This window comes from Parafrankia elaeagni (assembly GCF_000374165.1).
Classification (GTDB): Bacteria; Actinomycetota; Actinomycetes; order Frankiales; family Frankiaceae; genus Parafrankia; species Parafrankia elaeagni.
Genome location: NZ_KB893741.1, coordinates 1 through 13134, shown reverse-complemented (window position 1 = coordinate 13134; position 13134 = coordinate 1). Strand labels below are relative to the sequence as shown.

At 73.0% G+C, this 13134-nt stretch carries 10 protein-coding genes; 4 read left to right on the top strand and 6 right to left on the bottom strand.

The window, feature by feature from the left end:
• Positions 1 to 132: 132 nt before the first annotated feature.
• Positions 133 to 1548, top strand: a complete 1416-nt coding sequence (locus B207_RS0121685; protein ID WP_018638698.1) for a maltokinase N-terminal cap-like domain-containing protein — start codon at positions 133 to 135, stop codon at positions 1546 to 1548.
• 122 nt (positions 1549 to 1670) lie between these two features.
• Positions 1671 to 4088 carry a 1,4-alpha-glucan branching protein GlgB gene (gene glgB / locus B207_RS0121680; protein WP_018638697.1) on the top strand — a complete coding sequence of 806 codons (2418 nt, stop codon included), beginning with the start codon at positions 1671 to 1673 and terminating at the stop codon, positions 4086 to 4088.
• A 171-nt stretch (positions 4089 to 4259) separates the two neighbouring features.
• Here glgB and B207_RS0121675 read toward each other — a convergent pair whose 3' ends face one another.
• Positions 4260 to 5204, bottom strand: coding sequence for a tetratricopeptide repeat protein (locus tag B207_RS0121675; RefSeq protein ID WP_018638696.1), 945 nt, complete (start codon positions 5202 to 5204; stop codon positions 4260 to 4262).
• A gap of 272 nt (positions 5205 to 5476) precedes the next feature.
• Positions 5477 to 5773, bottom strand: coding sequence for a thiamine-binding protein (locus tag B207_RS0121670; protein ID WP_018638695.1), 297 nt, complete (start codon positions 5771 to 5773; stop codon positions 5477 to 5479).
• 234 nt (positions 5774 to 6007) lie between these two features.
• On the opposite strand from B207_RS0121670, the gene B207_RS0121665 reads away from it, so the two are divergent.
• The gene (locus B207_RS0121665; protein ID WP_018638694.1) at positions 6008 to 7483 is read left to right on the top strand and encodes an ATP-binding response regulator; all 1476 of its coding nucleotides are present in this window, start codon (positions 6008 to 6010) and stop codon (positions 7481 to 7483) included.
• An 89-nt stretch (positions 7484 to 7572) separates the two neighbouring features.
• Here B207_RS0121665 and meaB read toward each other — a convergent pair whose 3' ends face one another.
• The 4 genes from meaB to B207_RS0121645 all read right to left on the bottom strand — a co-directional run bounded on the left by meaB (position 7573) and on the right by B207_RS0121645 (position 11603).
• The gene (meaB, locus tag B207_RS0121660) at positions 7573 to 8601 is read right to left on the bottom strand and encodes a methylmalonyl Co-A mutase-associated GTPase MeaB (RefSeq protein ID WP_051102615.1); all 1029 of its coding nucleotides are present in this window, start codon (positions 8599 to 8601) and stop codon (positions 7573 to 7575) included.
• 29 nt (positions 8602 to 8630) lie between these two features.
• Entirely contained in the window at positions 8631 to 9815 is a 1185-nt protein-coding gene (locus tag B207_RS0121655; protein WP_018638692.1) for an acetyl-CoA C-acetyltransferase, read from the bottom strand.
• 244 nt (positions 9816 to 10059) lie between these two features.
• On the bottom strand, positions 10060 to 11049 hold the full coding sequence (locus B207_RS39990; RefSeq protein WP_026311304.1) for an FG-GAP repeat domain-containing protein: 990 nt from the start codon (positions 11047 to 11049) through the stop codon (positions 10060 to 10062).
• Positions 11046 to 11603 carry a SigE family RNA polymerase sigma factor gene (locus B207_RS0121645; RefSeq protein WP_051102613.1) on the bottom strand — a complete coding sequence of 186 codons (558 nt, stop codon included), beginning with the start codon at positions 11601 to 11603 and terminating at the stop codon, positions 11046 to 11048. The genes B207_RS39990 and B207_RS0121645 overlap by 4 nt, the downstream gene beginning before the upstream one ends.
• Positions 11604 to 11784: 181 nt before the next feature.
• Between B207_RS0121645 and ccrA the strand changes: the two genes are divergently transcribed.
• Positions 11785 to 13134: a crotonyl-CoA carboxylase/reductase gene (ccrA, locus tag B207_RS0121640; protein WP_018638690.1), complete on the top strand. Its 1350-nt coding sequence runs from the start codon at positions 11785 to 11787 to the stop codon at positions 13132 to 13134.

Sequence of the window (13134 nt, the reverse complement as noted above, 5' to 3'; positions counted from 1 at the left end):
CGTCACGATGAGGTCTGCCGGCCCACACGCTCACGCACGGATCGCGCGGCACATCGGTCCCGCCCGAGCGGTGGCCGGAAGGCCGCGCCGACGACGACGCGGCAGCGGCAGCGACGCGCAGGGAGGTCGAGCATGACGGACCACTCCGAGCTCACGGCCCTGCTCTCGGACTGGCTGCCCCGGCAGCGATGGTTCGCGGGCAAGGGCCGGGCCGGCGGGCGGCTGCGCGTCGAACAGGACATCCGGCTCACACTGGACTCGCAGGCGAAGGCCGTGCTGCGCCTGCTCGTGATCCAGGTCAGCTACGACGACGGCGGGCCCGGCGACTACTACCAGGTCCCGGTGGTGATCCGGGGCGACTCCCCGTTCGGCCACGAAGGCTTCCTGATCGGCGAGTCGGCGGGCGGCATGGTCTACGACGGCCTGCGCGACGCCGACGGCAACGCCGCCCTGCTGACCTACCTGCGGCGCGGCGCGAGCCGCGAGGGCCTGACCGCGACCGCGGTGGAGACCCTGGAGGACCTCACCGCCCGCCCGGTCGGCGCGGAGCAGTCGAACACCTCGGTCGTGTACGGCGAGGCCTACATCCTGAAGGTGTTCCGCCGGCTGTGGCCCGGGATGAACCCGGACCTGGAGATCACCCAGGTGCTGGCTCGGGCTGGCAGCGGTCACGTGGCGCGCCCGGTCGCCTGGCTGAGCGGGCAGCTCTCCGGCATCCCGACCACCTTCGCCTTCATGCAGGACTACCTGCGCACCGGTGCCGAGGGCTGGCTGTTGGCCCTGGCCAGCGTGCGCGATCTGTACGCCGAGGGCGATCTGCACGCCGACGAGGTCGGCGGTGACTTCGCCGCCGAGGCCGAGCGCCTCGGCGCCGCCACCGCCCAGGTCCACCGCGACCTGGCGGGCGCACTGCCGACCCGACCGGCCGACGCCGCCACCCTCGGCGCGGTCGCCGACTACCTGCACCAGCGGCTCGACGGCGCACTGGCCGCGGTGACCGAGCTGGCGCCGTTCGAGACGGCGCTGCGGACCGCCTACGACGCCGTCCGCGGCATCGAGCATCCGGCGCCGTTCCAGCGCATCCACGGCGACCTGCACCTCGGGCAGGTGCTGCGGGTCGAGTCCGGGTGGGTGCTGTTCGACTTCGAGGGCGAGCCGGCCCGGCCGGTACCCGAGCGCACCGTGCTCGAGTCCCCGCTGCGGGACGTCGCCGGCATGCTCCGGTCGTTCGACTACGCCGCCCAGTCGATGTTGCTCGAGCGCCAGGACGAGCCGGCACTGGCCTACCGCGCGCTGGAGTGGGCCGACCGCAACCGGGACGCGTTCTGCCGCGGCTACGGCGCCCGCTCCGGCACCGACCCGCGCGACGAGGGTGCCCTGCTGAGCGCCTTCGAGCTGGACAAGGCCGTGTACGAGGTGCTGTACGAGGCACGCCACCGGCCCGGCTGGATCGGCATCCCGCTGCGTTCGGTGGCGCGGCTCACCGGCGACCCTGAACAGCAACGCGCCAAGCCGGCTCTGCGGGCGTCGGATGAGGGCGCGCTGTAGCCCGTCGGGCGGGGTGTCGCGGCGGCGGGCACGGTGGTGACCGCGGCGGCGCCCGCGGCGCCCGGGCGGGAGGGGTCATCGATGACGAGGCCCTGACGACGAGAGAGGGACAGGTGGCCGTAGTGGACGATCCCCGCGACATCGGGCGGGCCGGGTCCGTGAACGGGCTCCCGGACGCGGTGCGCCTGACGAGATTCGCCGACACCGCGGTCGCGGACCGGCCCGGCCCGGCCGACTCCGCCGACCCGGCCCACCGGGCCGACCCCGCCGGCACGCGCGCGCCGGCCGCCGCGGCGTCACCGGCCGGCGCGCCCTCGGCCGACCTGCCGCGGGAGGAGCTGGACCGCCTTGTCGGCGGCGCGCACCACAACCCGCACGGCATCCTCGGGCCGCACCCCGGCGGAGCGTGGACGGTGCTGCGCGCGCTGCGCCCCGACGCGACGTCCGTCGACGTGCTCGTGGACGGCGAGCGTCACCCCATGGCCCGGCTGCACAGTGGCGGGATCTTCGGCGTCGCGCTGCCCAGCCGCACCTCCGACGGCGGCGTCCCCGACTACCGGTTCGAGGTGACCTACCCGGACTCCACCCACCTCGTCGACGATCCGTACCGCCACGCGCCGACCCTCGGCGAGGTCGACCTGCACCTGATCGGCGAGGGCCGGCACGAGCAGCTCTGGACGGTCCTCGGCGCGCAGGTGCGCCGTCTGCGCGCGCCCGGGAGCGACGTCGAGGTGGCCGGGGTCAGCTTCGCCGTCTGGGCGCCGAACGCCCGGGGCGTGCGCGTGATCGGCGACTTCGACTTCTGGGACGGCCGCGCGCTGCCGATGCGGGTGCTGGGGATGTCCGGCGTCTGGGAGCTGTTCGTGCCCGGCGTCGGCGTGGGCACCCGTTACAAGTACGAGATCCTCGGCGCCGACAGCGTCTGGCGGCAGAAGGCCGACCCGATGGCCTTCGCCACCGAACGCCCACCGGCCACCGCCAGCGTGGTGCACGAGTCGGACCACACCTGGCAGGACGCGGCCTGGCTGCAGCGCCGGGCGAGCACCGCCTGGCACGCCTCGCCGGTCAGCGTCTACGAGGTCCACCTCGGCTCGTGGCGGCGCGGCCTGAGCTACCGGGAACTCGCCGAGCAGCTCGTCGAGTACCTCGTGGAGAACGGCTTCACCCACGTCGAGTTCCTCCCGGTCGCCGAGCATCCGTTCGGCGGCTCCTGGGGCTACCAGGTCACCTCCTACTACGCTCCGACGTCCCGCTTCGGGAGTCCGGACGATCTGCGCTTCCTCATCGACGCCCTGCATCTCGCGGGCATCGGCGTGATCGTCGACTGGGTGCCCGCCCACTTCCCGCGGGACGCCTTCGCACTCGCCCGCTTCGACGGCACCCCGCTCTACGAGCACCCCGACCCCCGCCGCGGCGAGCAGCCCGACTGGGGCACCTACGTGTTCGACTTCGGCCGGCGCGAGGTGCGCAACTTCCTGGTCGCCAACGCGCTGTACTGGCTGGAGGAGTTCCACGTCGACGCGCTGCGGGTCGACGCGGTCGCCTCGATGCTCTACCTGGACTACTCCCGCCCCTCCGGCGAGTGGACGCCGAACCGGCACGGCGGCCGGGAGAACCTGGAGGCCGTCGAGTTCCTGCAGGAGGTCAACGCCACCGTCTACCGGGTGGTGCCCGGCGCCATGATGATCGCCGAGGAGTCCACGGCCTGGCCGGGGGTGACCCGCCCGACCCATCTCGGCGGCCTCGGCTTCGGGTTCAAGTGGAACATGGGCTGGATGCACGACACCCTCGACTACACGTCCCGGGCGCCGGTCTTCCGCACCTACCACCACCACCAGATGACGTTCTCGATGATGTACGCCTACTCCGAGAACTTCATTCTGCCGTTCAGCCACGACGAGGTCGTGCACGGCAAGGGCTCGCTGCTGCGCCGGATGCCGGGCGACCGGCGGGCGCAGCTGGCGAACCTGCGGTGCCTGTACGGCTACATGTGGGCCCACCCGGGCAAGCAGCTGCTGTTCATGGGCTGCGAGTTCGGCCAGGACAACGAGTGGAACGAGGGCACCACCCTCGACTGGCACCTGCTGGACGACCCGGGGCACGCCGGGATCGCCCGTCTCGTCCAGGACCTCAACCACACCTACCAGGCGAATCCGACGCTGTGGGAACGTGACACCGACCCCAGCGGCTTCTCCTGGATCGACGCGAACGACGCGGAGAGCAACGTCTTCGCGTTCGCCCGCTGGTCGGGACACGGCAACCAGGTGCTGGCCTGCGTGACGAACTTCGCCGGCGTGGGCCACGTCGACTACCGGCTCGGCTTCCCGTTCGCGGGCCGCTGGCGGGAGGTGCTCAACACCGACGCCACCGAGTACGGCGGCGGCGGCATGGGCAACTTCGGTGCGGTGACCGCGGTGCCGGAACCGTCGCACGGCCTGCCGGCCTCGGCGACGCTGGCGCTGCCGCCGCTCGGCACGCTCTGGTTCCGTTACGAGCCGGAGGAGCCGTCGGCGCCTCCCACCACCGTCTCAGGCGACTGACAGACCACGCCGGTCAGATCGGCACCCCCGGCCCTGCCCCCTGCCCGCCAGTCGTGACGGCTGACGGGCGGGGGCAGGGCCGGGGGCGTTTCGCGTGACTGCCGGTCACGCGGGGAAAGACCGCCGGCCCGGCGGCTCGGAACGCGGTGGCTCAGAACAGAACCCGGTGGCTCAGAACAGGGCCGCGGCGAGCGCCCGCCGAGCCGGGGCGACCGCGGGCTCGTCGTCGCCCAGCGCCTGGAAGAGCCCGACCAGGTGGGCGCGCACCTTCTCCCGGTCGTCCCCGGAGGTGCGGCGGACCAGCTCCACCAGCCGGCCGAAGGCCGTGGCCGGGTCGCCCTGGGCAACCGTCAGGTCGGCCACCGCCAGCCCGGCCTCCACGTCGAACGGATCCGCGGCCAGCCGCTCCCGCAGCCAGGCCGTGTCGTAACCACCGACCCGGCGCAGCAGCTCGACCCGGGCCAGCCCGATGGTCGCCTCGGGATCGGCGGGTGACTCGGCCAGCTGAGCCCGGAAGGCCTCGGCCGCCGCGTCCAGGTCGCCCTGGGCCATCGCATCCTGGGCGGCGGCGAGGTGCGGCGGCGGCTCCGCTCCCGCCGCCGCGCCACCGAGCTCGCCGACCGCGCTGAGCAGCTGGTCGAGCCAGCCGCGGACCTCGCGCTCAGGCACCGCGCCGGTGAACTCGCCGACGATCCGGCCGCCGACGACGGCCTTGACCGCCGGGATGCCCTGCACCTGGGCGGCCTGCGCGAGACCGGGATTGGCGTCCACGTCGATCTTGGCGAGGATCCACCGGCCGCCGTCGGCCACCGCGAGACGCTCCAGCACCGGGCTGAGCTGCTTACACGGCCCGCACCACTCCGCCCAGAAGTCGAGGACGACCGGCACCTCCATGGACCGGTCCACCACCTCGGTGGTGAACGTCGCCTCCGTCACATCGATGACGACGGGACCGGTGGCGACGGGACCGGTGGCGACGCCCGGCTGGCCGCCGGAGCCGCCCGGCCCGCCCGCCGGGGGGGCGCCGGGACGCCCCGCCGGTGGCGGCGGTGCGGCGGGCTTGGGATCGAGGGGCACGGCGCCGGCCAGCCGCAGACCGCCGAGTGACTCGGGCATTCGGCCCGGCCCGCCCCTGCGCGGCGAGCCGGGGGGGACAGGTGACCTCCGCTGCATGGTTCCATCGTTACACCCGGCGGATGAACCTCGGGCGCCACCGGTCGACTTTTTCCCGCGTGGCCCTCACGCGGCCGAGTGCACGGGCGCTCCGCCGGGTGACCAGCCGCCCGGCAGGAACCCCCGCCGTACCCCCGGCTTACCCCGACAGGACGGGCCAGGCGCGGGCCGGGTGGGCCCCGGCCGACCGGTCAACCGCCCGTCCAGGCGCCCTTTCAGCCGCCCGAAAGGTGCCGTTCGATGCTGGCCACCTTGTCGTGCAGCGCGTCGGTGACGCCGGGCCGGATGTCGGCCTTCAGCACCAGGCTGACCCGCCCGCCGCCGGCCGCGGCGGCCTCGGCCGCCCGCCGCACGACGTCCATGACCTCGGCCCATTCGCCCTCGACCAGCGTGAACATCGCGTTGGTCTCGTTGGGGAGGCCCGAGTCGCGCACGATCCGGACGGCCTCGGCGACAGCGGCCGCGACACCCTCGCCGGCCCCGATGGGAGTGACGCTGAAGGCAACAAGCATGCGACAGGCGTACCACGCGGGACGGCTCCGCCGGTGCGGTCCCGCTGTGGCCCGACCGGGTGGCGCTCTCCCACCTGGGGCACCACCTGCGCGACGATGATGTCACCAGATGTAAACGGGACGCGTGAATCAACCCGTCCGAGCCAAACCCGGGACAACGTCCGCAGACGGTACGCCCTACCATGACCCGCCGTGGGGTGGATGCAGTTTTATGACGAGACAGACGAGGTCTAGGTGGGGCTGACTACCCTCCTCGAGACGCTGACGGACCTGGTGGTGATCGTCGGTTCGGACGGGCGTGTCCGGGAGCTGAGCGCCGGTGCGCGCGCCTTCCTGGGAGAGCGCGTCGGTGCGGCACCGCATCTGCACGAGCTCTCCGACGTGGTCGAGCCCACCTGCCGGACGGAGCTCGCCAGCCCGGTGTCCCAGGCGCTGACGCGCGGCGGGGTGTGGCGGGGCACCGTCTGGCTGGTGGACGGTGCCGGCATCGTGGCGCCGTACGCGGTGACGGCCAGGCTGGACCCGGCCGGCGGCATCGTCATCGTCGCCCGCGACACCGTCGACGCCCGCGCGCGCGGCGCCGCCGAGGCCGAGTCGCGGTCGAAGGACGAGTTCGTCGCCCGGCTCGGCCACGAGCTGCGCACGCCGCTCAACGCCATGCTCGGCTTCGCCCAGCTCATGGAGCTCGAGGAGCTGACGCCCGACCTGCACGAGGACGTCGAGCGCATCATCACCGGCGGCCGGCACATGCAGGCCCTCATCGACGACGTCCTGGACCTGGCCCGGCTGCGCGCCGGGCGGGGTGACATCAACAAGGGCCCGGTGAACGTCCTGGACATCGTCCAGGGCGTGGTGGAGCTGGTCGAGCCGCTGGCCCAGCGGCGCGGCATCCGGCGGATCATCCATCCCGCCCGGCCGCTGATCGCGGACGCGGACCGCCGCCGGCTGTGGCAGGTGCTGCTCAATCTGATCGGCAACGCGCTGAAGTACGGCCGGGAGGGCGGGAACGTCCGGGTCGGCATCGTCCCGGTGACGGGCTCACGCCTGCGCATCGAGGTGGAGGACGACGGGGTCGGGCTGTCGCCGGCCTCGCTGTCCCGGCTGTTCCGCCCGTTCGAGCGCCTCGGGGCGGAGGAGACCGGGGTCGAGGGCAGCGGCCTCGGCCTGGCCCTCTCGCACGCGCTGGTGACGGCGATGGGCGGCGTGCTGACCGTGGCCAGCCGGCCCGGGGTGGGCAGCGTGTTCGCGGTGGTCCTCGACGCGGTGGACATCCGTTACGACCACAGTGAGAGTGAGGACGACGCGGGCGAACCCGCCGGCGAGGGGCAGCTCGAGCCGGGTGGCCTGCGGGTGGTCCACGTCAGCGGTGATCCGGGGCTGCGCGAGCTGGTGACCGACACCCTGGCGAGCGCGCTGGGGGCGGACACGATCAGCGTGCCGCGCGGGGCGCTGGCGGTCGAGGCCATCCGGCGGGCCCGCCCGTCGCTGGTGCTGCTCGACCGGGACATGCCGGACGTCGCCGCGGTCGACCTGCTCCCCCGCCTCGCCGCGGACCCGGTGGCCGGCATGGTGCCGGCGTTCGTCCTGACCTCGGATGCCGACCCGGACGAGTGGACCCGCCTACGCCGCGCGGGCGCCGCCCACGTGCTCGGCATGCCCCTGGACGTCACGACGCTGGTCGCCGCCACCTCCCAGCTCACCGCCTCCTGAGCCGGACGGCCGCTCGAACGGGGGCGCGCCCCGCGGCTGGTCCTGCTTGCGCCCTGAAAGGGGCTGTGGGGCCCGCTGAGGGGCGGCGGTCAGCTGTCGACGGTCCTGGACCGGGGCAGCTCGCTCAGCAGCGTGTCGGCGGCTGTGTAGGGATCGAGCCGGCCCTCGGCCACCGCCTCGGCCAGGCGGGCCAGGTGTCCGCCGTCGTCGAGGGCCCCGAGGCGGGCGCGTAGCCCGGCCAGGGCGATCTGGGAGATCTCCTCGCCGGCCCGCCGCAGCCGGCGGCGGGCCAGCTCTCCGCTCTCCTCCAGCCAGGCGTGGTGGCGACCGATCGCCGCCACCAGCTCGGGCAGGCCCTGCCCGGTGACCGCCTCCAGCCGCAGCACCTCGGGCCGCCAGCCGTCCCGGGCGCCGGGCGCGGTGTCCGCGCGGGAGTCCGACCCGGACATCCGGACGGCAGCCGCGAGATCGCGGCAGGTGTGGTCGGCCCCCGGCCGGTCCGCCTTGTTGACGACCAGCAGGTCGGCGATCTCCATGATCCCGGCCTTGGCCGCCTGGATGCCGTCACCCATTCCCGGCGCGATCAGCACCAGCGTGGTGTCGGCGAGCGAGGCGATGTCCACCTCCGCCTGGCCGACCCCGACGGTCTCGACCAGCACGATGTCGAAGCCGGCGGCGTCGAGCACGCGCAGCGCCTGCGGCGTGGCCCAGGACAGCCCCCCGAGGCTGCCCCGGGTCGCCAGCGACCGGACGAAGACGCCGGGATCGGTGGCGTGCTCGACCATCCGCACCCGGTCGCCGAGCAGCGCCCCGCCGGTGAACGGCGAGCTGGGGTCGATCGCGAGCACCCCGACCCGCAGGCCCTGCGCCCGGTACGCGCCGACCAGGGCGGACGTCGACGTCGACTTGCCCACTCCGGGCGCGCCGGTCAGCCCGACGACCCGGGCACGGCCTGTGTGCGGGGCGAGCAGAGCGCCGACCTCCCGAAGAGCGGCGGACTCGTGCTCGACGAGCGAGATCAGCCGGGCCACCGCGCGGCGGTCACCCGCCAGCGCGGCGGCGGTGAGCTCCGCCGGGCCGGGGCGGGCGGGCCACCGGCGAGAATCGCCCTCCCGCACCGCTGGCCTCACCCCGGCGGAGCCGGTGCTCACGCCGGGACGCGCAGCACCAGGGCGTCGCCCTGGCCGCCACCGCCGCACAGCGCGGCCGCGCCGACACCGCCGCCGCGGCGCGCCAGCTCCAGCACCAGGGCCAGGGCGATGCGGGCCCCGGACATGCCGACCGGGTGCCCCACCGCGATCGCGCCGCCGTTGACGTTGGTGATGTCGGGGCTGATCCCCAGCTCGCGGATCGACTGGATGCCGACCGCGGCGAACGCCTCGTTGATCTCGACGAGGTCGAGGTCTGCCGGGGTGAGCTTCTCCTTGGCCAGGGCGGCCTTGATCGCCTCGGCCGGCTGCGACTGCAGGGAGTTGTCCGGGCCGGCGACGTAGCCGGCGTGACCGATCTCGGCCAGGATCGGCAGGCCCAGCTCCTCGGCCTTGGCCCGGCTCATGACGATCACCGCGGCGGCACCGTCGGAGATCTGGGAGGCGTTGCCGGCGGTGATCGTCCCGCCGTCCCGGAAGGCGGCGCGCAGCTTCGCCAGGCCCTCCGCGGTGGTGTCGCCGCGGACGCCCTCGTCGGCGCTGACGATGATCGGCTTACCGCGGCGCTGCGGCACCTCGACCGGCACGATCTCGTTCTCGAACAGCCCGTTCTTCGCCGCGGCGGCGGCCCGCTGGTGCGACAGGGCGCTGAACTCGTCCTGCTCGGCGCGCGTGATGCCGTAGCGGGCGTTGTACTCGTCGGTGACGGTGCCCATCGAGACCTGGTCGAACCCGCAGGTCAGCGCGTCGGCCGCGATGGAGTCGGTGACGGTGGTGTCGCCGTACTTCACGCCCGGGCGCAGTGCCGGGATGAGGTGCGGCGCGCGGGTCATCGACTCCATGCCGCCGGCGACGACGATGTCGAACTCACCCTGGTTGATGTAGGCGTCGGCGAGCGCGATGGCGTTCAGGCCGGACAGGCAGACCTTGTTGAGCGTCATGGCCGGCACGGTCAGCGGCACGCCGGCCTTCGCGGCGGCATGCCGGGCGGATGCCTGACCGGTACCGGCCTGGATCACCTGACCCATGATCACGTACTGGACCGCCTCGGGGGACAGCCCGGCCCGCTTCAGCGCGCCCGCGATGGCGATGCCGCCGAGCTCGACCGCGGTGAAGCCCTTGAGGGCGCCGGAGAGCTTGCCGACGGGGGTGCGGGCACCGGCCACGATGACAGAACCAGGCATGGACGCCTCCTCGGGATCACGGGTACCGGTTCACGCGGTACCGGCCCGCCACGGTTTCCCCGTGGTGCGCAGACCCTGTCGGGCTCGCACCGCGGCCTGCCGGGTGGGGGGTAAACAGAAATCTCTCCCAGCCACAATAACGTGATCTTGGTTCCCGCGCCGGGGTCGCAGACCGTCAGAAGGGGGCCTGGCGGCACCGATGTGACGAACATCCCCCCACGGAGCCCGGACCGGCTCCGCGGGATCAGGAGAAGGTGCCGCAGGCCGCGATGAACGGGGAGTTGGCACTCGTGACGGTCAGCTGGCCGGGAACCGGCGCTCCGGTGGGGACCACCCCGTCCGGCGTGATCTGGACGGCCGTCGTGACGATCTGGAACTCGGCGCCGTCCGACGACGTACCCGCGATGATCCGCAGCCCGTTCTCGTCGCAGCGGAAACCGGAGCCGGAGGTGCCCGTCGACCCGGCCGCGAGGCGCAGGCCGGGCGCGAGCGTGGCCTGCGCGAGGTCGCCCCGGGCGGCGTAGCGCAGCAGGGTGTAGTCGGCGACGCCGTCACGGCTCGCCGTGCGGACCAGGATGTCGGCGAACCCGTCGACGTTGGCGTCCACGACCGCGTAGGAGGCGGGGAGCTGCAGACCGGCCAGGTCGACGGAGTCGGAGCCCCCGCGGGAGAACACCACCTCCACCTTGGTGCCATTGATCCGGACCTGGTCCGGGGCGCCGTCGCCGTCCAGGTCGTTCACACCGGCGGGGCGGTTGACCGGGCTCGGCAGGTCCAGCGAGCCGGAGCCACCCGGCCCGGTCGTCGCGCTCGCGCTCGGAGTGGACGTCCCGGGGGTGGCCGGGGTGCTCGGCGTGGTCGTGGCCGGGGGGGCTGTCGTGGTCCGGGGCGTGGTGCCGCCCGAGCCCTGGCCGCCGCTGCCCGTGCCACCGCGGTCCGGTGACGAGGAGGCCACCGGCCGACTCGACTCCGGGATCACGGAGGCCACCAGCGGCGGCGCCGCCGGCTCGACCGTCTGCTCCGAGGAGGACGACTGCGGCCGGATCGCCATGAAGGCCAGGACGATCAGCGCCGCCATCGCGACCCCGCCGGTAGCCGCCAGCGGCACCCGCCACCAGGCACGATGCTCCACTCCGGCCCGGATGCGGTGCAGCGCGTCCGGGGACGCGCGCACAGGCTCCACCGCCGCCCGCAGAAGCCGGGTCAGCTCCTCCGGTTCGAGCCCGCCATTCACCGCAGGCCCTCCAGCTTGCCGCTCAGGGCCGTCAGCCCACGCGAGGTGTAGGCCTTGACCGACCCGACACTGCATCCCATGACCGCGGCGGCATCGGCCTCCGACATGTCCGCGTAGTAGCGGAGCACGACCGCCTCTCGTTGACGTCTGGGCAGCTCGCGCAGCGCCTGCACCACCGCGGCCCGCTCGACCAGAGAGTAGGCCCCCTCCTCCGCGCTCGCGGCGTCGGGCATCGGCTTGGGAGCGTGCTTCAGAGCAACCAGTCGACGACGGAGGGTCGATCGTGCGAGATTGACCACCGTCTGACGGAGGTAGGCGAGGGCCTTGTCCCGGTCCTGGAGCCGACCCCAGGCTCCGTGCACCCGGATGTAGGCGTCCTGCACGACCTCCTCACACAGACCGACGTCATCCAGCAGCAGCGCGGCGAGACGGACGAGGGATCGGTAGTGCTCGGAGTACAGGGCCGTCAGAGCGGCGTCGGCGTCGCGCGCGACTGCGCTACGGGCGGCGTCGCTCCGCGCAGGCACGGGTCGCCACCCTTCCACGACTGTCATGGGCGCGGTCACAACAGGTCTGACGCGCGCCGAGGCTCCAAGGTTGTCCCAGAAGTTCTATCGCGTCGCGCGGCACGCCGACACCCCTCAGTTCAGCCGGCCCGCCGACCTGCGGGTCCGCAGAGCCGGCCGGCGGCGGACCGTCGCTCGTCCCCCGATCACAGCCGGAGGTAGCTCGAAGATGAAGCAGCTGGTTGATGCGATCATGGCCGGTTCGCCGCGGTCGGCGCAGCGGCGGGCGGAGTTCGCCGCGTTGCCGGTTCCGGAGTCGTACCGGGGTGTGGTGGTGCGGCGTGACGAGGTGGGGATGTTCGAGGGGCGGGTGTCGCGGGACAAGGATCCGCGGGAGTCGTTGCATGTGGACGAGGTGGCGACGCCGGAGCTGGGGCCGGGTGAGGCGTTGGTGGCGGTGATGGCGTCGTCGGTGAACTACAACACGGTGTGGACGTCGATTTTCGAGCCGTTGTCGACGTTCGGGTTCCTGGAGCGGTATGGGCGGACGTCGCCGTTGGCTGCGCGGCATGATCTGCCGTATCACGTGGTGGGGTCGGATCTGGCGGGTGTGGTGTTGCGGACGGGGCCGGGGGTGCATGCGTGGTTCCCGGGGGATGAGGTGGTGGCGCACTGTCTGTCGGTGGAGTTGGAGCGGCCCGAGGGTCACAACGACACGATGCTGGATCCGGAGCAGCGGATCTGGGGGTTCGAGACGAATTTCGGTGGTCTCGCGGAGCTGGCGTTGGTGAAGGCGAACCAGTTGATGCCGAAGCCTGATCATCTGAGTTGGGAGGAGGCGGCGGCGCCGGGGCTGGTGAACTCGACGGCGTATCGGCAGCTGGTGTCGCGTAACGGTGCGGGGATGAAGCAGGGGGATGTGGTGTTGGTGTGGGGGGCGTCGGGGGGGTTGGGGTCGTATGCGACGCAGATGGCGTTGCGGGGTGGGGCGTTGCCGGTGTGTGTGGTGTCGTCGCCGGCGAAGGCGGAGATCTGTCGGTCGTTGGGTGCGGAGCTGGTGATCGATCGGGCGGCGGAGGGGTATCGGTTCTGGTCGGACGAGCGGACGCAGGATCCGCGGGAGTGGAAGCGGTTCGGGGCGCGGATCCGGGAGCTGACGGGGGGTGAGGATCCGGACATCGTGTTCGAGCATCCGGGGCGGGAGACGTTCGGGGCGTCGGTGTTCGTGGCGCGGCGTGGGGGGACGGTGGTGACGTGCGCGTCGACGAGTGGGTTTCTGCATGAGTACGACAACCGGTATCTGTGGATGAATCTGAAGAGGATTATCGGGACGCATTTCGCGAACTACCGGGAGGCGTGGGAGGCGAACCGGCTGGTGGCGCGGGGGTTGATCCATCCGACGTTGTCGCGGGTGTATCCGTTGGAGCAGACGGGGCAGGCGGCGTTCGATGTGCACCGCAACGCGCATCAGGGGAAGGTCGGTGTGCTGTGTCTGGCGCCGGAGGAGGGGCTGGGGGTGCGGGATGAGCAGATGCGGGCTCGTCACCTCACCGCCATCAACCGCTTCCGCGGCGTGTAG

Excerpts from the sequence above, each read along its gene's own strand:
- B207_RS0121685 (WP_018638698.1), top strand. The coding sequence starts at position 133 with ATGACGGACCACTCCGAGCTCACGGCCCTGCTCTCGGACTGGCTGCCC.
- B207_RS0121675 (WP_018638696.1), bottom strand. The coding sequence starts at position 5,204 with ATGCCCGAGTCACTCGGCGGTCTGCGGCTGGCCGGCGCCGTGCCCCTC.
- B207_RS0121670 (WP_018638695.1), bottom strand. The coding sequence starts at position 5,773 with ATGCTTGTTGCCTTCAGCGTCACTCCCATCGGGGCCGGCGAGGGTGTC.
- B207_RS0121655 (WP_018638692.1), bottom strand. The coding sequence starts at position 9,815 with ATGCCTGGTTCTGTCATCGTGGCCGGTGCCCGCACCCCCGTCGGCAAG.
- B207_RS0121645 (WP_051102613.1), bottom strand. The coding sequence starts at position 11,603 with ATGACAGTCGTGGAAGGGTGGCGACCCGTGCCTGCGCGGAGCGACGCC.
- ccrA (WP_018638690.1), top strand. The coding sequence starts at position 11,785 with ATGAAGCAGCTGGTTGATGCGATCATGGCCGGTTCGCCGCGGTCGGCG.